Origin of the sequence: Pseudomonas rhizophila (genome assembly GCF_003033885.1) — a bacterium.
Taxonomy (GTDB): domain Bacteria; phylum Pseudomonadota; class Gammaproteobacteria; order Pseudomonadales; family Pseudomonadaceae; genus Aquipseudomonas; species Aquipseudomonas rhizophila.
This window is the reverse complement of the sequence record NZ_CP024081.1, coordinates 2140568-2165668: the sequence shown is the minus strand read 5'-3', so window position 1 is coordinate 2165668 and position 25101 is coordinate 2140568. Positions and strand designations below refer to the sequence as shown.

General features: G+C 60.2%; 11 protein-coding genes. 2 read left to right on the top strand and 9 right to left on the bottom strand.

Annotation, left to right across the window (positions count from 1 at the left end; translation table 11 throughout):
- From CRX69_RS10000 to CRX69_RS09975, 6 genes are all read right to left on the bottom strand, one after another.
- Positions 1–4770 carry an Ig-like domain-containing protein gene (locus tag CRX69_RS10000; RefSeq protein WP_240539594.1) on the bottom strand — a complete coding sequence of 1590 codons (4770 nt, stop codon included), beginning with the start codon at positions 4768–4770 and terminating at the stop codon, positions 1–3.
- Positions 4763–8848 (bottom strand): Tc toxin subunit A-related protein, encoded by a 4086-nt coding sequence (locus CRX69_RS09995; RefSeq protein ID WP_107321960.1) that lies wholly within the window; start codon positions 8846–8848, stop codon positions 4763–4765. The genes CRX69_RS10000 and CRX69_RS09995 overlap by 8 nt, the downstream gene beginning before the upstream one ends.
- The gene (locus CRX69_RS09990; protein ID WP_107321959.1) at positions 8845–12477 is read right to left on the bottom strand and encodes a Tc toxin subunit A; all 3633 of its coding nucleotides are present in this window, start codon (positions 12475–12477) and stop codon (positions 8845–8847) included. Before CRX69_RS09990 ends, CRX69_RS09995 begins: the two co-directional genes overlap by 4 nt.
- A gap of 132 nt (positions 12478–12609) precedes the next feature.
- Entirely contained in the window at positions 12610–15837 is a 3228-nt protein-coding gene (locus tag CRX69_RS27850) for a hypothetical protein (RefSeq protein WP_240539593.1), read from the bottom strand.
- 1108 nt (positions 15838–16945) lie between these two features.
- Positions 16946–17305: a PilZ domain-containing protein gene (locus CRX69_RS09980; protein ID WP_107321958.1), complete on the bottom strand. Its 360-nt coding sequence runs from the start codon at positions 17303–17305 to the stop codon at positions 16946–16948.
- A gap of 294 nt (positions 17306–17599) precedes the next feature.
- Positions 17600–17974, bottom strand: a complete 375-nt coding sequence (locus CRX69_RS09975; protein WP_047227106.1) for a tetratricopeptide repeat protein — start codon at positions 17972–17974, stop codon at positions 17600–17602.
- Positions 17975–18226: 252 nt separating this feature from the next.
- On the opposite strand from CRX69_RS09975, the gene pyk reads away from it, so the two are divergent.
- Complete coding sequence (gene pyk / locus CRX69_RS09970) at positions 18227–19678, top strand: pyruvate kinase (protein WP_047227107.1); 1452 nt, start codon at positions 18227–18229, stop codon at positions 19676–19678.
- Positions 19679–20158: 480 nt separating this feature from the next.
- Here pyk and CRX69_RS09960 read toward each other — a convergent pair whose 3' ends face one another.
- Genes CRX69_RS09960 through CRX69_RS09950 form a run of 3 tightly spaced genes read right to left on the bottom strand, consistent with a single transcriptional unit; the run spans position 20159 to position 22971 of the window.
- Positions 20159–20908, bottom strand: a complete 750-nt coding sequence (locus tag CRX69_RS09960) for an enoyl-CoA hydratase-related protein (protein WP_107321956.1) — start codon at positions 20906–20908, stop codon at positions 20159–20161.
- A 28-nt stretch (positions 20909–20936) separates the two neighbouring features.
- Positions 20937–21872: an iron-sulfur-binding ferredoxin reductase gene (locus tag CRX69_RS09955; protein WP_076383668.1), complete on the bottom strand. Its 936-nt coding sequence runs from the start codon at positions 21870–21872 to the stop codon at positions 20937–20939.
- Positions 21865–22971 carry a GGDEF domain-containing protein gene (locus tag CRX69_RS09950; protein ID WP_047227128.1) on the bottom strand — a complete coding sequence of 369 codons (1107 nt, stop codon included), beginning with the start codon at positions 22969–22971 and terminating at the stop codon, positions 21865–21867. Before CRX69_RS09950 ends, CRX69_RS09955 begins: the two co-directional genes overlap by 8 nt.
- A gap of 467 nt (positions 22972–23438) precedes the next feature.
- Here CRX69_RS09950 and CRX69_RS09945 point away from each other — a divergent pair, with 467 nt between their 5' ends.
- Complete coding sequence (locus CRX69_RS09945) at positions 23439–24962, top strand: fumarate hydratase (RefSeq protein ID WP_047227110.1); 1524 nt, start codon at positions 23439–23441, stop codon at positions 24960–24962.
- Positions 24963–25101: the final 139 nt, after the last annotated feature.

Here is a 25101-nt window from a genome sequence, read left to right as displayed (position 1 = left end):
CTAGCGCTGCCCTTCAACTGAACCGGGTACGAAGAGAAAATGACCGCCGGCAGAGCCAGTGACACCCAGGCAATACACGGAGAAAGCAAATCGGGTATTCAGCGGCAGCTCGACCTTGATATTCCATTCAAGCTGGGATGTAACAGGAACAGGTCGCAACTCATTGGCCGGTGGCGTGAATACCACGCCAGGGTGCGTACAGGCGATCGCACAATCACGCCCTACATCCTCCTCGCGAAACTTCACGCTGATGGTCGCTTCGCTTTTGACAAATCTGTAGGGATACGTTATCGCCCACACATAAGGCAAGCCATCGATCCTCACTTCAGTTCCACGAAGCAGCGCATTGCTTACATCAAACAACCACACCTCGATAAACGTGCTTCCAGCATCACCCGGTCGACTCCAAACAGAAGCCGTCAGCCTGGCAATGCCGGTTTCGGTGTGGTGTTCGCCCTGAATATCGCAATAGGCCACACCGGTAGCGTCAGTCTGGGTAACAACGGTTGGGTGCCCCGTGAAATCCCACGTCACGTCTACGCCGGCCTGAGGAGTTTTGTCGATTCGGTGACGCACCAACACCTGCGCCTTCGTGGATTCGTTAAAAAGAATACCGACCTGAGGAACACTCAGCTCCACCACTTCGTAATCAGGTCTGACAGACCCTCCCGGCAATGGCGGAGACTTCGGCATCCCGCTCATCAGCGGCATATCGAATTGCAGTACAAACGGGTCAATCTGGGTCTCCTGGGTGGAAATAGACCAGCTCAACGCAGTACTCCCCGCCTCCATCGCCACCAACTGCCCCAACGGCGGATCGAATATCAAACCCTGTGCTTGTTCGCCCGGCTTATATTCCAGAAGGACTTGCGCATCAGGATCGCCGATCAACCAGCTGTACTCATAATCCAGCGTCAGCGTGCAAACCTCTCCGGGGACCAGATTCAGTTCCACGTCAGGCCACCTTACGGGTTGGCCATTGATGTAGGGGTTGAATTCCTGAAGCCAGGTCATGTCATTGGGCAGCAGCTCAAAGGTCAGACCTGCCACCTCCCATCCCGCATAGCCCCCCGTGACAATGGCGTATAGCACCCCCTTCCGCACGCCAGGCAACCTGAACTGCACCGGGGCTTGCCCGTCGGCATTTGTCCGGGTCGGCGCAATCGTGATGTGGGGGTACTCCCACCGCACCTCGACGTCTTCCAAGGGCTCGCCGGTCATGGCCGACACCACGGTCACGAGCGCTGAAACCAGCTCGCCGATATGACCATTGGCTTGGTCGCTGGTGAGCGACTGGATTTCCCGGGGCTGGTGCAAGAAGTACGACAGCGCCACCGATGCCGCGTACGGCCCTTCCCCCACCGTCGCAGTCAACTGTGCCGCGCCGGGCGTGGTGGGCACATAACGCACGCGCGCCACCCCGTAATAATCGGTCACGGTGGTCACTTCCCCCAGGTCATCACCGCGCCAGGTCACGATCACCCCGGCAATCGGCCTGCCACTGATGGAGGAGATCACGGTGACCTGTTCGACCAGTTCCTGCTCCCACTCCAGTATTTGCTGAACCCCGCTGTCCCAGCGGATCTCCAGCACTTGCTCGCCCTCGCCCAACGACATCGCATTCGCCGGGGATAGGCTGGCCAGACGCTGGGACGCCAGGCGCAAGGCAAAGCTGCCGTCCTTCAGATCGCCGGCCTTGAGCGTGAAACGCAAGCCCTCGCTGGGAAACTCGCGAGGCATTCCCAAGGGGTCAGGTAAAAAGCTGATGCCCAGTTCGGTGGGCCCGGTTCCGGTCATGCCAAGCGTCAGCTCACGCTCGAACAAAGGGCTGTTCTCGGAGGCCATCAGCTCAAAAACATGTTCGCCCTTGCGGCGCGGAAAGTAGGTTTTTTCACCCCAGGGTCGCGCGGGCGCGCCATCAAACCGGACCGTCAGCCCCGCCCACGGATCACTTGCCAGCGCCGTGACTTCAAAGGGCCGTTCCTCTTCGTAGCCGTCGTAACGACTGCTCACCGAGGCCTTCACTGTCTGGGTGCCGGCGGCGGCCGGCGCCACGGCAAAACCCGACCAGCCATCGGCGTCGGTGGGTTGCGCGCTTGAACTGCCCGCTGTCCAGGTCACCGGCACCTGCTCCACGGCACGCCCGGTGAAGTGGGAAACCACCTGGACCCACAGCCACGCAGGATCCTGCCCGACCACTGGGTCGACCGGCGATTCGCGCCAGCCCTGGATCCTGACTTTGTTATGCGCCAGCGTCATCGGCTTGGCCGTGGCGACGAAGTCCAGCGCAGGCACTGCCCACGCCAGGGCAAACTCGCCCGGTTGTTCACTGGCGGTAAAGTCCAGCGTCCAGATCGCGCCGCCGTCGTTGATCGGTTGCGCAAGATTCAACGCAGGGCGCACCGTTGCCCCCAGTTCCTCGGCGGGTGTCCCCGACCACGCCAACGTTGATTCCAACCCCACCAGCGGGCTCAGCGCATTGGGTAAAACGCTAAAACGATGAAGCGCGCCCAGACACGGATAAAGCGCCTGGGCGTCCAGTGCCGCGGCTATCTGGTCGAGTCTCAGGCTGACTTCTTCCGTCAGATTCTCAGACACCAATCGCCCCGTCAGCTCGCGAACGATTGAAACGCTCTCCAGGCGCAACTCCAGCTCAAACAGGCTGCTGGTGCTCGTATTCGCTTGTGAGGCGAGATTCCACTCCGTACCGGCTGCCACCAGCGCTTTGGGCGTTCCAAGGTCACTGGGCACCAGCCCGATATCCGGCGCCGTCCCGCGCCAATGCAGACTGATGTTCTTACCGATCCACGAGCTGCCGGAATTGGGCAGCACTTTGAGTGTGTGCGTCTGCCCGCGCCGGCAGAGCACACCGAGCGCATTGCGCTCAACCACCTCGCCATCGAGCAGAATACTGACCTCGTTTTTCCAGGGGCTGGTGGCAATCGCCTTCACCTCAAACGGGCGCTCCACCGCCACGGCCTCGCCATGGGCCTTGATACTGGCGATGACCACTTTGTCCCCCGCACTCTGCGGCGTGTACAACACACTGGCCCAACCGCCGATGCCGGTGGTAACGGTGGATAGCGTCTCGCCCCCGGTTTTCCATTCGACCTGGGCATTGATGACCGGATCGCCGTCGCCGCTGGCCACGAAGTGCACCACCTGCACCCGCAACAGCACGCTTTCATTTTCGTCCACCACGGGAAACTTGTTGGCCTCTCGGACTTCACCCACCCGAACCAGATTGCGCGCCAGCGACATATTTTTTTTCGGTGAAGGCAGCAACAGTTTCGAACAGGTCAGTTGCAGGTCGAACCGACCGTCAGACCGATCTTCGCTGGTCAAGGTCCAGGCCAGTTCGGCGCCGGTGACCGGCACCGGAGCTTCAAGGGCCGGGCTGACGGCCACGCCCAATTGCTCGTGGGAATCACCACTCCAATGCAACGACAACTGCGTCCCCTGCAAGGGGCTGGCGGCGGGCAGTTTCACGTCGAGGGGATACTCCGAGCCGCGGTTGGGGTAACCGGTTTTTTCCTCCCAACGCGACTCAACCCCCTCGACCACCGTCAGCACATCCTTCCACGGATCCGTGGCCAGCACCCGCACCGTCAGGATTTGAGTCAACGTGCCAGAGGCGTAGTACAGGCTCTCGACCGACGCCTGGATCTCGACATCACCGGCCTGTGTCGGTTGAAAATCGAAGTAGGCCCAGCCGTCAGTTCGGCTGACGGCAACGCCGGTGACCTGCCCGGTCGTGGAGGTCCAGTTCACGGTGCGGTCGCTCAAGGGTTGCCCGGTGTAATAGGAAGTGACCTGCACCCCCAAACGCACACTTTGGTCGTATTCAAGCACCGGGTAATACGCCGCCTCGAGCACGCCACGAAAGGCCAGACGATGATGCCCCAGGGACACCTGCACCGGATAAGCATCGGCGGCGTACTGGTTAACCAGGTCCATCGAAAACAGATAGGGACCGTCTTCACCGATCGCCGGACAGTCCAGGGCCCAGGCCGAATCCAACGGGTGATCCACACCCCAGGCCGGGGTCGCGAGCACCGCGCCCTGGGGGTTGTCATCGCTGGTCAACGCAGCTTGGGTGCCGGCCCATGCATTGTCCGGATCGGGCCTGAATTCAAGCTGATGAGCCAAGTCACCCGAGGCCCCCAGGCACACGTACAAAGGCCCGGTTGCCGGCAGTGTCTGCTCGTCAAGCTTGAACGCTTGCATCAGCACTGGCTCAAGGTACACTTGGAGGTTGATGCGCGTAATGCGGATGGCCCCGATGTCGTCTTCGGGGGCGTTTCGCGGGCTTTGAATATTCAGCGTGAGGGTGTCTTGAGCGTTGAACGGCAGGTCCAAGGGTACGTTGTAGGCAATAGGTCTGTAATCCAGCGGCTGACCGTCCCTCAGCCGTGCCTGATCCTCCTCCACATCCCGGGCTGCTCCTCTCGGCAACAGGATTTCCTGCTCCTGCGGATGTTTATCGCTGCTAATGACCAGCCTGCCCGGTTCGGTATGCCTCGTCTCGCACAGAAAGGTGAGGACGTAGCGCGCTGGAGCGCCTGGATCCTTGGGCGCCGTCAGCGCCTGACTGACCGAAGCCTCATCGCCGATGGTCAGAAAACTAACGAACTCCTCCTCCCCCTCATACCACTCCTTCCCAGTGCCCAGGTCGCCCGGAATCGGTCCCCGTGTCCAGTGCTCGATCCAGTTTTCGAAGTCGCCATTGAGCACCAGATTTTCATTGGCCAGGATAATCGGCTTATTCATGGCGAGCTGCTCCTTCGGCGGTTGAGTAGGGGGGAGTCAGGCTGATCTGATCTTCGACGGCTCGCACGAACGGTGGCTCGCCGGCCCTGGCCATGTAACGGATGCGCACGATGATGTCCGTCAACGACAGCAGCGTGCTCTTCTGCGGCTCATGGACCGCCCTTGGAAAACTCAACAGCCAGCGTGAAACCACCCCGGTGTTTTCGAAGGGGTTGAGCATGCTGTCATCGGGTTTCATCGCCACCATGCCGTGGTCGCCAAGCCCCATCGACAAGGCGATCTGCTGACCGCTGCGCAGGTTGATCTGCACATCGGAAGGCGCCACGTTACCCACGGGATCATGCAAGTACTTCACCGCTGGAAGGGATGCCTTGGTAGCCGTCATGCTGCTGATCTGAAGCAAGGTGGCACGTACATGTTCATAGGGCCCGATCAGCACAGGCAGGTCGACCTCGACCGAGCTGATTTGCCGGCAGTAATGCCCCGGGTGGTCGCGGTCGAACAGCAATTGAGAGAGTTTGAACTCCAGCGTTCCCTTGGTGCGCAACTGATCCAGGGCGCTCGCCCAACTGCTGTTGGGGGCCTGCGGGTCGCTCGCATCATCGAACAACTGGCGCAAGGAAATGGTCTTGACCAGCTCCAACCGCCGTTCAAAGCGTTGCAGGTACTCGCGCTCCATGCGCATCAAATGCCCGCGCAGGTGTTCGCCTGCCGTCAGACCGTGGCGGTTGTCCAGCCAGACCTGGGGCAAGGGGATCTGCGAATCATAGTCACCGGTTTCGGCACTCAGCGAGGCCTGGGCGCTGAGGCACAGACTGACGACGGCATCGTAGGCCTGGTAATGCAACGCCTTGAACTGACCCAGCAGCCAGCCATACAGCTCGGCATTGGACGCGCGCTTTTTGATGAAGTTGTACACCGTCAAGGCCTGGTTGTTGGCCAGCAGGGTTTGATCCAGCGTGGTTTGAGCGGCGCTCACCGCGTGGGTCTGAGCGGTGATTTGCGCATCGAGCGCACGCACCTCCGCCTGCGCCTGATTACGTTGCAGTAGCCATTCTTCACGGCGACGCCGGTAACTTTCGGTGGTGGCCTGTTTGTCCGCGTCCATTTGCAACACCGACGAAGCAACATCCAGACCGAAACAAACCGCGTCGGCTATTTTCTCGAGACGATGCCCACCGGCGGCCAAACCAAAAATATTGGGCATCGAGGCAATCACGGCGCCCGCGGGTTTGATGCTTGCCGAGGTCAATGCCAGGATTTTGGAAAGCTGCAAGCTCTCCATGACCTCGTATTCGACCTTCGACACGTTTTCGTTGTAGAGATGCTCATAAGCGGTTGCCCGTTCCTCTGCCACCGCCCGGCTTTGCTGCAGCGCAGTCCTGCTCGCCTGGAGCTGAGTGATGTTCTGTTCCTGCACCGTCTGGGCGTAGCTGCCCAGTTCCACCAGATGGTTCTGTTGCAGTTCCTGCTGCTCGGCCTGGTCCCGTTGTTCAAGCAGACGCAGCACCTGGGCGCCGTGATCCTGGAGCGCCTGCACGGCGCGCAATGCCACCTCGAACGTCGTGCGCCAGCGGAAAGCCCCCACCACCAACCGACCGCCCATGGGCCTTGGCGCACCGACACCACCGGCCGCCAGGTCGCGCAACAACGCGTTGGGATCGGTGGGTGGGCTGAATAGCGGTGTGTCCAGTGGCTTGCCGTCCAGGGTGAGGTTGTTGCGCAGGTTATGCAGGCGCTGGCCGGGCAAGTCGTACAGCGCGAGCAACTGCTCATTGATCGGAGCCTTGAAAGGCTCGTTGGCCAACAGCCCCAGCAGCGGCGGCGCTTCGGCGGCCGCGGGGAAATCCGCGAGGCTGAACGCCAGGCTTTGCTCGAACTGCTCAAGTGCCGGTCGCGACCTGCTTTTGTTCATCAAGCTGTCTACCGTGTCGGTTTCCCAGCGGTTGACCGTGCGCACCGCCGGTGCCTTGCCCATCAGAAATTCGGCCTGCACGTAACACAGCTTGGCCGCCACCAGGCTGTCACGGGTGAGCTGGCGGTAATACCAGTCGCCCCAGGCCAGCAAGTTCTTGACGTACTCCGAGAACACCAGAATCTGAAAGTGCCGGGGCGCCGAATAGCCGATGGCGTCAGGGTCGGTGGGCGCCTGGGTTTCACAGCCCAGGTTGCCGTTGCTATTCAAAGGGCGGCAGCGCCAATACTTCGGTTTGGGATTCGGGTACTGAGGGTCGTTGGCCGGGTCGGCCGGCGCTTGCGGGTCGAACAGGTAATGCAACCATTTCTGCGCTTCCAGGAAGCGGTCCTCGGTGCGCAAACGTGTGGCCACCAGATGCGGCAGGTGGAAAAACAGCTCCCAGAAAAACAGACCGTTAGCGCCGTCGAAGGCTCCGTTCGGCTCGCTGATCGTTTGGCTTTCCGGGGGCGGCTCCGGCAGAAACTGCGTGTCCCAATCCAGCACCGCCTCGACGGAGATATTCGAGCGCTGCACCAGCTCGGGGCCGAACAGCGAATTCAGGCGGGCGTACTTAAGGGTCAGCTCGGGTTGGTTGAGGGAGAGAAACTGCGCTGCATCGAGGCTGTTCTTGAGCAGTGAGACAGGGGCAAACTTCGTGACGTTGATGATGGTCAGTTCGAATTTATTTCGGCCATATCCACCCGTGGTTGCGGTATGCCCGAACGAAAACGTTGTTGGCTCCGGCCATGAGCCACTCTCACGCTGAAACTCCTGCCATTCGGTACTCCAGCCACCGGCCAAGGGAAAACTTCCCGAAATGGGTGGAGGGTCGTCGGCCGAATTTTGCAACGTCAGGTCAAAGGTGGCCTCTCCGGTCAAACCCGTTGGCCTGCAATAGCCCTGCACAAACAGCTTGTCCATGTCGGTGCTGGCGTCGCGAAACACCACCGCCTGCAGGCTCAGGTACGGTGTCAAACTGCCCGTCCTCTCCACGGAGGTGACCATGGTCGGCTGATTCATCAGCGGATGTTGCACCGTCTCAGCCGTGACAAATCGCTTGAGCGCCGCGTGTTCCAGCCAGCCGCCATCGTCCCAGGACACGGGGCGGAACAGCACGTCACGCACCGCAAACACCTTGAGGGAGTCCTCAGCGCTGGTCAAAAAAACGCCCAGCTTGCCCTTGGGGTTGTAGGGGTCGGCCCACACCGTCGCAATCAACCGGGCGCCTTGGGAAAGGTCGTCGTCATGCACGCTGCTGTGCAGGCTCAGCGGCGCCGACCATCGGCCATTCTGGGCCATGAACGCCACTTTGATGTCCAGCCGGTGCGGCAGGCTTACGTCGTCCTCGTCCACGCTTTCGACCTTGTACTGCCATTCGGCCCACACCAGGCACAGCCGTCCGCTCCAGAACACCGGGCGGATATCCAGTATCGTCACGCCCGTGGGCGTGTCCACCGGCAGCCATTCACTCCAGGCCGCCGGGTTGATGGCCGGGCAAGTGGGAGAGAGCTCGACCTCGGCCTTGCGCCAGAAGTATTGGTAAGGCGGCACCCGCTGGCGACCGACAAAGTAGTAGTCGGCCCGGGCCGGCGAGACGCTGTCCATGTAGCTGCTGAGCACGTCCAGGTTGCAGGTTTGCTCGAACGTTTGCAGGTACTCCTGCAAGGCAACCTGCACCGAATCACTGTTCAAGTGTGCCTGGTTGAGGTTGTTTTCAAGGGTCTTGAACAGGCTGGTCTTGCGCTGCCGCACGAAGGGGTTGATGAAGTTTTCCGGGTACAGCGCGATCATTTGCAGCGCCGACCAATCCGGGTAGTTGTTGTAGAGCTCCCAGGTGGCCAGGTCCCGCTTGTCGAACTCGGTGTCGGCATAGCCGGGTTCCAGTTTGCGGTAGGCGGCGTGGATGAACTGCTGGGCGCAACTGGTCGCTTCGGCGACCCAGGAGCTTTGCACCGGGTAACTGTCCAGGGGATCCAGGCGCAGCAGTTCGAACAGGTCCGCCGGGGTCCGCAGGAAGTTGTACGGAGGATTCTGACCACTTTTTTCAACGTGCCCGAGGCTGTATTCGATCAGGGCGGTCCGGCGTTTTTCGAGCAAGTCACTCAACGTGTTCAGAGTCATGGTACTTGCTCCTCGCGTTCAAAGATGATGGGCGGGAAATTAGCTAACACGCTACCTTCAGGGGCAACGCTGATCTGGAACTTTCCGCCAGTAGGGCTGGAAACAAATGTTCGGGCCACGCCCTCCTGGTTGGTGTAGCTCTGATCCGGTCGATAAACCACCGTGCCTCCCCCGTCGTCCAAGTCCCTGCTTAACCAGCGCGTCAGATGGTTTTTCGCAATGTTTCCATGGACGTCCTTGATGGTGGCGTAGAGTTCGACTTCCTGACCGGCAGGTACCGCTTCCAGAGGTACCGGTGACATGTACCGTGATGGTATGGCTATGTGTTTAGCATCGATAGTGACCTCGACGGTCGGGGCATACTCGCGCTCAAACAGATCGAGCCAGAATTGCGGCGTGTCCCACCCCGTCACCTTGCCCGGTTTGTACACGGCCTCAACCACGCCGTCGGGTTCCGTAGCCTTGGTTTCAACGGTCCCCAGTTCAGCGCTCCAGTAAACGTTGACGCCGCTCAACGGGTTCCCGTCGCTGTCCATAAGGGTGACGGTGAAGGTGATTGTTTCATCAGTCCCAGCCACCACCGTGGACTTGTCCGGATTGCACGTCACAGTAACGAGCTGCTTCAGATCCCCGGTGAAGGTCACCAACGGCCTATCGGATTCGGACAGGCTCAGCAAGGCATGTTCGGCGGCGGCCTTGTAGGCGGGTTTGTTGATCTCTTCTGGCAGCCCGCCCATCAGGAAAATCGTCAAGGCATCCATGCCGGTGCGCGCCGCCAGCACCCGGACCCGCATCAACAGATCCAGCTGGGGCAGGTTTTTCAGGATTTTTTGCGCAGATTGGAAGCGGCTGACGCACTCGCGCACCTCCTGCACGCTCCAGTCAAAAAACCCGGCCAGCCGGATGGACGCCGCTTGTTCGGCCAGACGCAGTGCATGCCCCCCTATCGGAGAAGGCAGCGCATTGACCTCGCGCAGGTAGTCGAGCAGCGTCTGCGCCGGCTGGTCGCTCAGCTCGAACGCACGGTTGAGGGTGGTCAGGTAATAAAGCGTGCGCACCGTGAACGCGTGCTTGTCGTCCTGGTCCAGCCAGGCTTTATGGCCGTAATCCAGATAGTCGCGCAACACCTCTGCGCTCAGCTCAAGTTTCGCCACCACCGCACTGCGACGGCGCACATCGGCCAGCAGCGCAAGCAATGGGTCAGCCAAGGCGATGCGTCGCTTCACCGAGCCTTCAAGATGCGAAAGGTCACGTTCGAGCACCAGACGCAGCAACCGGCTCACCGTTGAATTGGCCCACACCAGCACCTCGAGCGCTTGCTCGGAACCGATACCCGTGTAAACAGCCAGGCATTCCTTGACCACCGAGACCTGGGCGTCCCTGGCCTCCAACACCACCGCGAGCAGCCTCTCGACGATAGCGGGGCGCTCCAGTTCATATTGTTCACCGAGGCCGATGGTCACGGCGTAATCAAGCTCTCTTCGCGCAAAGTCCAGGTATTGAGCCTCGGTTCCCGTGCGCGACATCACCAGCCCATCGGACTCGACCAATGTCGTTTGCATCCCCAGCAGCTCCAGCCAACTGGCGCCCGCCATCGCCGGCACACCGCCCATCAGGATCGCCGAGTGGGTGAGCAGTGCGCCGGGCAACAGATTGAGCAACTGCTCAAAAAGCCGACCCTCAGCGTCCCGGGAAGCGTCCAGCGCAGAAGGCGGCGAGACCTGCTGCACCATCCAAAGCACCGGCAGGTCGTGATCGGCACACCAGTCCACACACAATTGCATGGCCTGGATGAGGTTCAGCACATCCGGGCTATCGCTTGTGGTGGAGTTGATCCGGGGCACACCCGCCAAACCGTCGAGCCAAAGCTCCCCACCCAACACCGTCAGCAACAACACGCCTTCGACCGGGGTAATGCCCAACAGCCGGGGCAGCTTCACCATGCGGTAGAAACTGGACACGATCGCCAGGTTACGCGGCAGACTGTCGCCGTCGATGCCATGGGCATTGGCAATCGCCAGGGCCAGGTAGTTGTAGGTCTGCAGGTCGATGCCCAACGCGCTGCACAATTGGCTGACGGTCAGGTCGGGCACCTCAGGTGCCGGCACGATCGGAAACGTTCCGCCGTCGAGCTTCAAGGGGTCACGGTAATCGCCCTGGCCATTGAAGAGCTGATCGAATTGGGACAGTGCTTCACCGCGACCGTAAATCGACAACTCGTCGATAAACACGGCAAAGTCGTTCACCGGGCATTCACAGCGCTCGCGCAAGGACTGAAACAGCCCGAGGGCATGCACGACCTGTTCGGTGATCCACCAGTTATCTGCCGGCGCACCACCGCGCACTTCAGCCTTGATGGCCGCCACCAGCAGCGCATCCACCTGTTCGCTGGGCAGTGCCAACCATTGATCCAGGCGCAACTTGCGATTCATTCGGTCGTAATGCGCAAGTCCCGCCGCGTTGCCTGGGCTCACGGAGAGTTTATGAAGAAACAAATTGCCCTCTCCGCGACCGGTAATATGGAGAGCGGGGTGGGCATTGGCGTTGAGGTAAACCGAACCGGAGCGCCCGCTTTCCGGTTCTTCAGGCACCTGCGACGAGTACGTCACATTGGCCGAACGCACTGGCGCAAAGCCCCGTACCGACAGCAAAGCCTCGAGCCCCTGGGTGTCGAGCTTGGTCCGTTCGCCGAAGAACGGCACCTCGATGAGGTCCTGCCAATTCAGCGCGTCGGCGCCGAAGTTCTGCATATAAAAAATCATGTGTTCGTATTCGCCTCCCTCCCCTTCTCCCTCAAACTCTACGGGCGGCTCCGTCAGCAACCGCCGCTGATAAGGCCCCAGCCGCGACGCATGGGCCAGGGCCGGGCCCACATCGCTGTACCAGGCCTGGGTCTGGAAAAAATACGGAAAGGACGGGCTCACGCTTTGGGCAAAACTGCCCACCGACAGGCCATGGTGGCGGGCAACGGTGTCCACCGTGACCCAATGTTGGAAGTACGGCAGCCCGTTGGGATAACGCGCCTCGATCATGGCCTGTTCCAGTTCCTCCGGAAGCAAACCGATAAACTTTTCCAGCACCGGGACGATGATGTCCACCGACGACACCGATTGATGCACTGCGTTGAAATCGATGCTCAGCGGCTTCAGGTCTTTGCGCCGGTCATGCAAGGGCAACTTGCTTGCGTCGCTTGAAACCGCTTCGATGCGTTGCTCGATCCACCGCATCAACTCAATCAAATACGCCACGGGTGATGCGAAAGACTCCAGGGCCTGGGGTGGGCACAAGCTGTCGAACTGAGGATTGAACAAGAGCTCGAAACTGGGGCCTTGAACCATCGACAGCAAACCACTGCTTGCCCGCCGCTGCTCTTTTGCCGAACCGTACAGGGTGTGCTCGATGAACTGACGCCGCAGGTAAATGGCCATGCTGTTGAGGCGCCGTAACAGCTGACGAGCGTCATCGGCGCTCACGCCAAAGTCCCTCACCAATCCCTGCACGCCCTTTTCCACCAGCGTAAAGATCGAACCGCCCTCTTCGAGGTACGTGTGCAGCGTTGCGTAGTGGGTGAGTTGTTGGTCACTGAACACCTGATTTAGCAGCTGTAAAGCGGGGCGGGAGTCAGCCATGGACGAGTCCTCGAATTCGATAACGGCCCGAAGCGGCCCGACGAAGCCGTCAGGCCGAGCGTTTGCTTAACGTGATTTGGCGCTTGAGAGCCCAAGCCGTCTACTGTCAGAACCGACAGGTTCCATGACCGTCTATCGGGAGTTGGGCGCCTGGGTCGGGCTGCTGGGCGGCTGGACTTCAAAGCGCCCGCTCTCAACCCAATCGGAGGCCGTCGCGCCGTCCGCCGTGTCGGTGATGGTTTGCCTGAACCGGCACCAGTGGCCGCCAGCGGCCAACGATTGCGACGCCCCTCCCTGCCAACCACCCGCTTCGACGTTGAGATCCGAAGCCCAGACTTGATCCGGATTGAACCAGCTCACCACTCGCCCAACACCCGGTCTTCCCTCGCCTTCGAAGCGAACCGGGTTGTCGACCCAACCTCCAGTCACGGGCACGTCGATGGAAGGTTGATAGGTGCCCAGCACCACCGACCGCGCCGGCGAATCGGCGGAATCAAAACCCTCGCTCGACGCCACGGCCATCAGGCCGTAGAGGCCCCCGGGTTGATCGAACTCCACCGTCACCGACCAGGTGCGATCCTCCAGCACCGGGCTACTGCCCAGCACCGCATGCGTGGCATCTCCCAGTTTTACCGTCACGGTATCGCCCGGCACACCGAAACCCGACACCACCACACGCCGGCCGATGGGCTCGTCGGTGGCCGGGGTTTCAATGAACGGGGCAGCAGGCACGACGTTGAAGGTCAGCGGCGCAGTGTCCTTGGAGGGCCGACCTTCGAAGCGTTGCCGGGCCACAATCGTGGTTTCGCCTACCGGTAGGGTCACGTCAGCACTCCAGCCATCGGCGCCCACAAAAACATCTTCGATCAACGGCTCGCTTGCACCCTGGAGCCAGATATCAACCCACCCGCCCTGCATGCCTGTGCCAGACAACGTCATGCTGCGCGGCAGGTTGCCGCCCGGCTGCGGCACGTCAAACTCCGGTGGCAACACCACCACCTCGAACCTCAGGGTTTCACTGCGCTCGGACGGCTCCCCACGCAGGGTCTGTTGCGCGTCGATGGTGTAGGGACGAAACTCCAGCACGGGCAACTCGACGGACCATTCGCCGTCGGCGGTCAGCACTTTGGGATCGCCCAGCTCCGTTTGAAATTGCGCGTCACGCACTTGCATCGACGCCTCGGCCATACCATCACGCCCACGGACGGTCAGCACGCGACCGACCTCGGCACTGGGAGCGGGATACGTGATCACCGGTTTGCGCATGGGTGTGGCAACCGAGAAGGTCCTTTGCGCTGGCGGTGAGGGTTGCTGGGCGGCGGTCTGGATCAGGGTCGCGGTGTGGGTGACCTCGGGGGCAAACGGCTCGGTGCGCCGGAAACTCCAGGTGCCGTTGTTGTTCTCGATGGGGTGTTCGGTGGCGCTGTCACTGAATGTGAGTGTCAGCACCGCCTCCGGCCAGCAAGTGCCACTGAGGTTGGGCGAGAGACCATTTTCCACCGGCACGTTCATGACCGGTGCCAGCGGTGGGATGGTGACCTCGATTTCCTGCCAGGTTGGCGATTCCTGACCATCCTTGAATTGTCTGATTTTAACCTGGCGCTCGAACGTCGGCCCCCACTCCGCTGAGGCGGGGCTCGACCACACACCGCCGGACACCGTCCTTTCGGGGGCCGCTGGTGAGTCGTCGGGATTCAGAATCTTCACCGTCGCACCGTTGAAACCTTTACCCGAGAACACGGGCCGGTAGACCGGTGTGTAGGTGATATCGGTCGGGTCTGGAAGTCTCAGGTTGACCGGGAACGTGTACGGCTGCGAGTCAATCCAGCCATTGTCACCGTCGGGAAACCGCTGGACAGCCTTCACGCTGTAAGAACCAAATGGCCAATTTGTTGCGGTTGTGTTCCAGCTGCCTCCATTCACCGGTACAGGGCCCGGCGCAGGGGCATCGGGCCCGCTGACAACCGTGATCTGGACGGTTGAACCGGTGTAGCCGCTGCCTTCGAACTTCACCGAGGTGTCCGTCGGCGTGGTGACGGTGACGTCGGTCAATGCCGGAGGGCGGATTCTGAAGGCTCGGGGTGCGCCTCGATTCGAGGGCGTCCCGCCTACTAGTTGGAGTGCTACCAGCGATATATTCCCTACAGGCGCTGTAACGGAACAGCTCCAATTAGCCCCCGTCAACGTGTTGGTCTCTCCCAATTTAGGATCGTCGGTCAGATCTCTGAATACCTGAACGATGGCACCCGAACGCCCATTGTTGCCGGTCACGGTAAAGGTCCTGTCTTGCACCGAATGGGCTACGGGGCCGGTGATGACAGGTACGGGTAATTCAATCACAACAGAAACATTGTCTGCCCAGTCAGAATGCATACCAGCCGATGTCTGTCTGGCAGTAAACACAAATGCCCCCAACGGCAAATTGTTATGCGGCGTTGTTCTCCAGTGCCGTTGCGAATCAACGATGCACACTGGATGGGGTATTTCATCCGCCGAATGGCTGACGTGAAGTTGCACCTCTGCGGTCGGTACCCCAGAGCCAGAAATTTCCGGCCTGCGATGCTCTATGTTCGATCCGGAAATAGGGGATGAGATGGAGGGCTTGGGCAGTACCGTCACAGATATATTGTCGGCCCAGCCTGATAGCACGCCACGGTGTTGCTGTCTGGCTGTCAGTACTTTTATCCCTGGGGTCAGCGGTTCACGCAAACTTGTTCGCCATGCAGAACCGGATTCCACCCAGTCCGACAATTGCCGAGCTGTGTGGCCTTCATAAACCGCAACCCAGGCTTCAGAAGTAGCTGTACCTGAAACCTCCAGATTGGGTAGCACGTCATCGTTACGGACAGGGCTCGTTATCGAAGGGCTCTGACGACTGTAAGAGGCTATAAAGTAATTGTTCATATCCATCCGATTATTACCCTGCCAATACAAAACCCGTACACTAATCAGCTCCTCGCTAGCATTACTCCTTACGGTGTGCACAAACGGAAAGCTATGCCACGTATCATCCTGACGCGCATTTTCTTCACTTGCTGGAATCCAGTTACCGTTACTCTCAACCCTCAAACTAAAATAACAGTTAGCCAAACCACTAGGCCTTGATAAATACTGTTTTCCCACAACGGTAAATGATGCGCCATCGGAACTCCACTCGTACTCAAACTTAAACTTCGCGATAGCAACCCCACTACCAATTGGATATATAAACACTGTGTGCTCTGTAGCCAAACCATCTGCAGAAACAACGTCCGACACCTTACGCACATCATAAGTTTTATCGGCATTAACTCTGTTAGTTCCTTCTGATATTTCTGCCGCGTCGCGCCCATCAATATCGTCGGTGTCATCGTCGATCATGATTAGCTCCAGGTTAACCTTTCAATTGGCTGGTCTTGACAAGATATTCAGGGCAGTAGAAGCCAGCTCCTCAGCTTAAACACCTGTCATACCTGACAGTCCCGACCAGTGGCCGCCTCGATGTAGGGAAGCACCCAACTGACTACGCTTCCTCGCGCAACGGACTACAGATCCGCCAGAATCCGCCGGCTTGTGCGCCTCGGCCTTGCCCCGCAACTTGATTCGCGTCGCTGACAACCCGCGACCGGCTTTAGTCGCCCGGTGATGAAGTGATGTGCACAAACGTCATCCAGTCGGGTTTCCTTTCATTGCAGCAACACGCCTGTTCAGTTGCGCGTACTCCGGCGGCGCCCCATGCACGCTGAAGCTGGCGTCGAAATGCTGCGGCGTTACGTCTTCGTGACACCTCAGGCAGCTTGCCTTTTAATTGGATGTTGTGTTCCGGCCCTCATCGAAGGGACTTTCAAGTGCAGGTCAACCTCAATCCTATATTGGTTGAGAATCACGAATGGGATGAAAGACAAGACAACTAAACCTGCCTCATCATATCGATTGTTCTTTATAAGCTTCAACAGCGCCACCTGGAGAAATCACCCCTCTTTGAGAGGAACAAGGATCGCTTTCCGACTTATCATCCCCCTTACTCATGACCCATTCCTCTAATCAAGTAAGGACAATAAACCTTCCAATTTTACTGACAACGCACATATCACCCGAGAGGAGGAACAGTGAACAAGGCTCCTCGCTTATTGAACAGCTGTAATACCTGACAGTCCGGACAAACGGTCACCCGCGGTTCTTTGAGGCAGATGGGCGAGATGGGCGTGTTGTTGCTGGAGAAGTTGCTGGATAACGAGACGAAGGTTCAACGCTGAAGGTTAAGCCGACTGAATAATGTCGTAGATGCGATGAAGAACCTGTGGGAGCGAGCCTGCTCGCGATGGCAATCTCAAGTACGCCATCGCGAGCAGGCTCGCTCCCACACTGGGTCAGTCGGCACATTCAGCATTGATGCAAGCTGATCCACCGTTTTCGTGAACAAGCCCGCTCCCACAAGTTGGATTGAGGCAACCCCGCAAAAGTCAGGCCGATTCCTGCAGAGGCGGTTTCAAGCCGACTCCGGCAACGGATGAAAACTGAAATACTGCTGCAACGCACTCACCAATTGCCCGTACTCCGGCGGCGCCCACTTGAGGCTGAAACCGGCGTCGAAATGCTGCGGCGTCACATCCTCGTGACACCACAGGCAACTGGCCTTCAATTCAATGTCCAACTGCGGTCCGTCATCGCTAGGGATCTTGAGGTGCAGATTAAAGTCCGCGCCGACCATCAGCGGCAAATGGCTGATCAGCATCAGGCCATCCTCAGAGACGTTGCCCAGAAAGCCGATGGGCTTGTCGTTCATACCGTTGAACACGCGCAGGAAATACGGCAGCTGATGCCGCTCGATTCGCCTCTTTTTGTACATGTCCTGTATCGCTTTTTGAACGCCCCTCTACCAGGGGCTATCGATACTTCGGAACGGGCACGAACAGGCCCGCTCTCCCCGATCCCGGTGCCAGACGCTTGCAAGCGCCTTGGCTCTACTTCTGCCGGTCACAGGTGCCTCTTGAATTAGAGACCTGGCTCTAATCACTTCTTGTACAAAATATAGCTCAAGGTTTGGCGACAGCCAGCCCCGGTACGATAGTTTCATCCTGTGCAATCGTACAAGGTGGGGGTGGCCAGGCATTGCCCCTGGCCATGATATTGACGGACGGTATCAGAGCGCGGTGGGGCGGATTACCGGGGCGCTGCGGAGCGGGTAATGACCCAGGCTCTGCAAGGTTTCCAGCCGGGCCCGGGCGCGGAAGGCGTATTCGCTGTTAGGGTATTGGGTCATGATGAACTGGTAGGTTTGCGCCGCATCGACAAACAGCTTCTGTCGTTCCAGGCATTGGCCGCGCATCATCGAGACTTCCGGCTGCATGTAGCGCCGGGCACGGCTGGCGCGGTCGACCTTGGACAACTCGAGCATCACCTGCTCACAATTGCCCCGCTCGTAAGCCTTGTAGGCCAGGTTCATGTGGTGGTTCATCGACCAACGGGTGCAGCCCGTGATGCTCAGGGCCAGGGCAACAAAAAGCACGAATCGCATGGGAGGTTCTCCTGTCTTGAGCTCTGTATCGACCTGGGTGGGGAAATCTTCAACCCGAAAACGCAGCTTGGCAGTGCTCTTGTGGCGAGGGGATTTATCCCCTCGCCACAGAAGGAATGTGAAGCCGTAGAGGCGCAAAAATTTTCAGGAATGTTCATTTCGAAAAGAAACGAAAAAGTAGTGCATATGAACAATGACTACACCCAAAGAGCATAGTAGCCTTCGCTGGCGCTTGAACCTGAGGAGTCTTGCATGTCCGTCCGTCGCACCAAAATCGTCGCTACCCTTGGCCCGGCCAGTAACTCGCCGGAAGTTCTCGAACAGCTGATTCTGGCTGGCCTGGACGTTGCCCGTCTGAATTTCTCCCACGGCACCCCCGACGAGCACAAGGCTCGTGCCAAGCTGGTGCGTGACCTTGCTGCCAAGCATGGCCGTTTTGTCGCCCTGCTGGGTGACCTGCAAGGCCCGAAGATCCGTATCGCCAAATTCGCCAACAAGCGCATCGAGTTGAAGATTGGTGACACTTTCACCTTCTCCACCAGCCATCCGCTGACCGAAGGCAACCAGCAGGTGGTCGGTATCGACTACCCGGACCTGGTCAAGGATTGCGGCGTGGGCGACGAGCTGCTGCTCGACGACGGTCGCGTGGTGATGCGCGTCGACACCGCCACGGCCACCGAACTGAACTGCACCGTGACCATCGGCGGCCCGCTGTCGGACCACAAAGGCATCAACCGTCGTGGCGGTGGCCTGACGGCGCCGGCCCTGACCGAAAAAGACAAGGCCGACATCAAGCTGGCCGCGGAAATGGAAGTCGACTACCTGGCCGTGTCCTTCCCCCGCGACGCTGCTGACATGGAATACGCCCGTCAACTGCGCGACGAAGCCGGCGGCACCGCCTGGCTGGTGGCCAAGATCGAACGCGCCGAAGCCGTGGCCGACGACGAAACCCTCGACGGCCTGATCAAGGCTTCCGATGCCGTGATGGTGGCCCGTGGCGACCTGGGCGTGGAAATCGGTGACGCGGAGCTGGTGGGCATCCAGAAGAAGATCATTCTGCATGCACGCCGTCACAACAAAGCGGTGATCGTCGCGACCCAGATGATGGAGTCGATGATCCAGAACCCGATGCCGACCCGCGCCGAAGTGTCCGACGTAGCCAACGCCGTGCTCGACTACACCGACGCCGTGATGCTCTCGGCCGAAAGCGCCGCCGGCCTCTACCCGCTTGAAGCGGTGCAGGCCATGGCACGCATCTGCATCGGCGCTGAAAAGCACCCCACCAGCAAGACCTCCAGCCACCGGATCGGCAAGACCTTCGAGCGCTGCGACGAGAGTATCGCCCTGGCGACGATGTACACCGCCAACCACTTCCCGGGCGTGAAGGCGATCATCGCCCTGACCGAAAGTGGCTACACGCCGCTGATCATGTCGCGCATCCGCTCCTCGGTGCCGATCTACGCGTTCTCCCCGCACCGCGAAACCCAGGCTCGCGCGGCCATGTTCCGTGGTGTCTACACCGTGCCATTCGACCCGGCCGCCCTGCAACCGGGCGAAGTCAGCCAGGCGGCGGTGGATGAACTGGTCAAGCGCGGCGTGGTGCAAACCGGCGACTGGGTCATCCTGACCAAGGGCGACAGCTACCACACCATCGGCGGCACCAACGGGATGAAAATCCTGCACGTTGGCGACCCGATGGTCTGAGTGACCGGTTGCTGAAAACAAAAGCCCCGCCATGTGAATGGCGGGGCTTTTTGGTTTTTGCCGTCTGAAAAAGGTGTTGCCTGGGCTGACGCTATCGCGAGCAGGCTCGCTCCCACAGGGGATCTGTGGTGCTCATGAATAATGTGTTCAACACAAACCCAATGTGGGAGCGAGCCTGCTCGCGATAGCGGTGGGTCAGCTTGCACCAACGTTGAATGTGCCGACGCCTTCGCGAGCAAGCTCGCTCCCACAGGGGATCTGTGGTGTTCATGAATAATGTGTTCAACACAAACCCAATGTGGGAGCGAGCCTGCTCGCGATAGCGGTGGGTCAGCTTGCACCAACGTTGAATGTGCCGACGCCTTCGCGAGCAAGCTCGCTCCCACAGGGGATCTGTGGTGTTCATGAATAACGTGTTCAACACAAACCCAATGTGGGAGCGAGCCTGCTCGCGATAGCGCCAGCCCATGCGCTACAAAACTAATGCCTGTTGATAAACCCCGACAGCGCCGCCACCGCCTCCGGCGAGCGCAGTCGCTGGGTGAACAGCCAGCCCTCCTCTTCGATCACGGCGCGCAGTTGTTCCCGATCCGGCGCCTTCATCAGTTGTTTGCTGATGCGCACCGCTTCAGCCGGCAGCGATTCGAAGCGCAGTGCCACGTCCCGCGCCTTGGCCAACGCCGCCTCGCCACTGTCCAGCGCCTCGGTGGCGATGCCCCAGGCTGCCGCCTGTTCGCCGCTCAAGCCCTCACCCAACAGCAGCAACTGCGCAGCCCTGGCCTGGCCGAGCAGCCTCGGCAGAATCAGGCTGGAGCCGAATTCCGGGCACAATCCCAGGCTGACGAACGGCGTTCGCAGCCGCGCGTCCCGGCTGACGTAGATCAGGTCGCAATGCAACAGCAACGTGGTGCCGATGCCCACAGCCGGCCCGGCCACGGCGGCGATTACCGGTTTACGACAGTCGAGCAGGCTGAGCATGAATTCGAATACCGGGTTGTCGAGATCGGCCGGCGGCTGTTCGAGAAAGTCGACAATATCGTTGCCGGCGGTGAAGCAATCATGAGACCCGCAGATCAGCACCGCGCTGATCTGCGGGTCGGCGTCAGCCATCGCCAGGGCTTGGGCCAATTGGCTGTACATGGCCCGGGTCAGGGCGTTTTTCTTTTCCGGGCGATTGAGGCGCAGGGTCAACAGGCCGCGTTCGCGCTCAAGCAGCAGGGTATCGGTCATGGTCGGTCTCGCGTCTGAAGATCAGCGCTCAACCACGGGTCAGGAAGACATCGGCCAGCAGTTGATTACGCGGCAGGCCAGCCAGGTAGAGGCGCTTGGCAAAGGCCTCGACCCGGTCGGGATGGCCGCAGAGTAAGGCCTGGGTTTGCCGGGAAACAAGCCGCAGTTGCGCCAACGCAGACGGCGCCTCGGCCGTGGTCAGCAGCTCCACGGTGAGGTGTTGATGCTTGGCCGCCAGCGCTGCCAGGGGTTTGGCCAGATAGTGCCCGGCGGCATCATGGGCTACGTGAATAAGACGAATGGTGCCTTGGTGATGCTGATGCAGGGCTGAGCGCAAAAGACCGAACAACGGTGCCAGGCCAGTGCCGGCCGCCAGTAGCCACAGCGGCTTATCGTGCCACTCGGGATCGTAATGCAGGGCGCCGCCGCGCAATTCACCGAGAAAAATCGGGTCGCCCACTTTCATCTGTCGCGCCGCATTGATGAACTGGCCGGGCTCGCGGCAATCGAGGTGAAACTCCAGGAAGCGGTCTTCTTCGGGCAGGCTCGCCAGGGAATACGGCCGGGCGACATCGCCGGCCCACAACACCAGGTGCTGGCCCGCCCGATAACGCAGCGCCCGCTCAGGAATAATGCGCAAGCGCAGCACGTCGGGGCTCAGCCAATCCGCGGCGGTCACCTGGGCGGCACGGCCGTCACGTTGCGGGTCAAAGGTGTGGATCTGCACATCCTCGATCACCTGGCACTGACACGCCAGCCGCCAGCCTTGCTCGCGCTGCGCGGGGCTCAAGGCGTCGGGCCGACTGTCGCGCACGTCACCGTTCACGCACTGCACCAGACACGCATGGCAGCTGCCGGCGCGACAACTGTAGGGCACGGCCACGCCGCCCTGATTCAACGTGTCCAACAGATTGCTGCCCGCCGCCACCGTCCACTGCCGGTCGGCGACTTTTACTTCAGGCATCGACATTCTCCCAGGCAGCGGCGCACTGATTGCGGCCGTCTCGCTTGGCACGGTACAAGGCCTGATCGGCACGCTGCAATGCGTTGTCCAGGTCGTCGCCGGTCTCCAGCATCGTCATGCCCACCGACAGGCTGAGGGAGCCGATCTGCAAGCCGATCAACTCGACTTCAGTAAATGCCAGGCGCAGCCGCTCGCAACAGGCCGTCAGCCGCGAGGGGTCGCAGGCCGGCAGCAGCATGACGAACTCTTCGCCACCGTAACGGGCCAGCACATCACCTTCGCGCAGGCAGGCCGTGGCGATGCTGGCGAACGCCTGAAGCACCTGATCACCGGCGGCGTGGCCGTGCAGGTCATTGATGCGTTTGAAATGGTCGAGGTCGATCAAGGCCAGGCCATGGGCAACATTGGGCCGGAGTGTGTTGAGCTCACGGGACGCCAGGCGCAGGAAGTGCCGGCGGTTGAATAAGCCGGTCAGTTCATCCGTGGCCACCAGATCTTCGAGCTGACGCATCATGCCGCGCAGGGTGTCCTGATGTGCCTGCAAGGCAAACCGCCGCTGACGCATGCGTTGGCGCGAGTTCTGTACGTAACTGGCATAGAGCACCAGCCACACCAGCACGATAAACAGCACGCACACCTGTAACGCGGCCAGCGTGGGGTCAGGAAGCCTGAAGAAGTAACCGTCCCAGAGGGTAATGGCGGTGAAACTGAAAAACACCAGCATCGCGCAGCGCACGAAAGCCCGACGGGACAAGTGGAACAGCCCGAACAGCAGGATCAGCACATAGAACACCAGGAACACGCCCCGAGCCTGGTCCAGATGCGCCATCATCCAGGTCTGCCAGCCCAGGCCGATCAGTACCTGTATTTCAGTAAGACTGGGGTCGGCGAACCGCAGATTGCGGTCGGTGATAAACAGCGCGAACAGCCCTGCCTGGCACAACACCACCAACACGCTGCCGATGATGACATCGCGCAACGAATCGAGGTAATGACCACTGAAATATGCCAACCACAACAACACCAGTGCCAGCGCGTAAGTCGCGGCCGCCAAGGCGAAGCGTTTCAGCAAAAGACGTTGAATGGCGTTATGGGTCAATCGTTGACTCACCATGGGAAAGGAACTGACAGGAGGCGTCCTACGCTACAGGCCAGACGCCACTTTAGTGGCGTGCAGGGCAAATGACCATTCAATTCTGGAGCAGAAAAATGGCGTCAAAGCAATGGCCTAAATTGACGCAGTTGTTCGAGGCTGGCTGGTCCCCTTGTGGTGAGGGGATTTATCCCCGTTGGGCTGCGAAGCAGCCCGAAAATGACTGAAGGCAAACAACCTGACGCACCGAGGTGACTGACTTTCAGGGCTGCTGCGCAGCCCAGCGGGGATAAATCCCCTCGCCACAAAGGCAGCTCGCTCCCACAGGGTGCTCGCCTGCGATATACTGCCGCGCCTTTTTAGTGTCGCGCCAGCATGCCCGGCGTGCCTTAAGAGGTGCCGTCCGTCGACCGATGCACCCAAACGGACGGCACCTTATTGAATGTTCCCGTCTTTAGAGAGGAGCGCGACTCATGACCGTGATCAAGCAAGATGACCTGATTCAGAGCGTTGCCGACGCCCTGCAGTTCATTTCCTACTACCACCCCGTGGATTTCATCCAGGCGATGCATGAAGCCTACCTGCGCGAAGAATCGCCAGCGGCCCGTGACTCCATGGCGCAGATCCTGATCAACTCGCGCATGTGCGCCACCGGCCATCGGCCGATCTGCCAGGACACCGGGATCGTAACCGTGTTCGTGCGCGTGGGCATGGACGTGCGTTGGGATGGCGCGACCATGAGCCTGGACGACATGATCAACGAGGGCGTGCGTCGCGCCTACAACCTGCCGGAAAACGTCCTGCGCGCGTCGATCCTCGCCGACCCGGCTGGTGCGCGTAAAAACACCAAGGACAACACCCCTGCGGTGATCCACTACTCCATCGTTCCGGGTAACACCGTGGAAGTGGACGTGGCGGCCAAGGGCGGCGGTTCCGAGAACAAGTCCAAGATGGCCATGCTCAACCCGTCCGACTCCATCGTGGACTGGGTATTGAAAACCGTACCGACCATGGGCGCCGGCTGGTGCCCACCGGGCATGCTGGGTATCGGCATCGGCGGCACTGCGGAAAAAGCCGCCGTCATGGCCAAGGAAGTGTTGATGGAGTCCATCGACATTCACGAACTCAAGGCCCGCGGCCCGCAGAACCGCATCGAAGAGATGCGCCTGGAGCTGTTCGAGAAGGTCAACCAACTGGGCATCGGCGCCCAGGGCCTGGGTGGCCTGACCACCGTGCTCGACGTGAAGATCATGGACTACCCGACCCACGCCGCGTCCCTGCCGGTGTGCATGATCCCCAACTGCGCCGCCACCCGCCACGCCCACTTCGTGCTGGACGGCACCGGCCCGGCGTCGCTGGAGGCACCACCGTTGGACGCTTACCCGGAAATCGTCTGGGAAGCCGGTCCGTCGGCGCGCCGCGTGAACCTCGACACCCTGACACCTGAAGACGTACAGAGCTGGAAGCCGGGCGAAACCGTCTTGCTCAACGGCAAGATGCTCACCGGTCGCGACGCGGCGCACAAGCGCATGGTCGAGATGCTGAACAAGGGTGAAACCTTGCCGGTGGACCTCAAGGGCCGCTTCATCTACTACGTCGGCCCGGTCGACCCGGTAGGCGACGAAGTGGTAGGCCCAGCCGGCCCGACCACCGCCACGCGGATGGACAAGTTCACCCGCCAGATCCTCGAGCAGACCGGCCTGCTGGGTATGATCGGCAAGTCCGAACGCGGCCCGACCGCTATCGAAGCGATCAGGGACAACAAGGCGGTCTACCTGATGGCCGTCGGCGGCGCCGCTTACCTGGTGGCTCAGGCGATCAAAAAGTCCAAGGTTCTGGCGTTCGCCGAACTGGGGATGGAAGCGATCTACGAGTTCGAGGTCAAGGACATGCCCGTGACCGTTGCGGTCGATAGCAAAGGCGAGTCGGTACACATCACCGGCCCGGCGATCTGGCAGAAGAAAATCAGCGACAGCCTGGCGGTAGAAGTGCAGTAACACGCACGTTGACGCCGTAAAAAAGGCCGGTGGGCGACAAACTCACCGGCCTTTTTTTATCAGCAGAAAACCTGTGGGAGCGAGCCTGCTCGCGATAGCGGTGGGTCAGCTTGCATCCATGTTGGATGTGCCTCAGTCA

Bases quoted from the DNA above. Each gene is read 5' to 3' on its own strand.
- CRX69_RS10000 (WP_240539594.1), bottom strand. From the start codon at position 4,770: ATGAATAAGCCGATTATCCTGGCCAATGAAAATCTGGTGCTCAATGGC.
- CRX69_RS09995 (WP_107321960.1), bottom strand. From the start codon at position 8,848: ATGACTCTGAACACGTTGAGTGACTTGCTCGAAAAACGCCGGACCGCC.
- CRX69_RS09990 (WP_107321959.1), bottom strand. From the start codon at position 12,477: ATGGCTGACTCCCGCCCCGCTTTACAGCTGCTAAATCAGGTGTTCAGT.
- CRX69_RS27850 (WP_240539593.1), bottom strand. From the start codon at position 15,837: ATGATCGACGATGACACCGACGATATTGATGGGCGCGACGCGGCAGAA.
- CRX69_RS09980 (WP_107321958.1), bottom strand. From the start codon at position 17,305: ATGTACAAAAAGAGGCGAATCGAGCGGCATCAGCTGCCGTATTTCCTG.
- CRX69_RS09975 (WP_047227106.1), bottom strand. From the start codon at position 17,974: ATGCGATTCGTGCTTTTTGTTGCCCTGGCCCTGAGCATCACGGGCTGC.
- pyk (WP_047227107.1), top strand. From the start codon at position 18,227: ATGTCCGTCCGTCGCACCAAAATCGTCGCTACCCTTGGCCCGGCCAGT.
- CRX69_RS09960 (WP_107321956.1), bottom strand. From the start codon at position 20,908: ATGACCGATACCCTGCTGCTTGAGCGCGAACGCGGCCTGTTGACCCTG.
- CRX69_RS09955 (WP_076383668.1), bottom strand. From the start codon at position 21,872: ATGCCTGAAGTAAAAGTCGCCGACCGGCAGTGGACGGTGGCGGCGGGC.
- CRX69_RS09945 (WP_047227110.1), top strand. From the start codon at position 23,439: ATGACCGTGATCAAGCAAGATGACCTGATTCAGAGCGTTGCCGACGCC.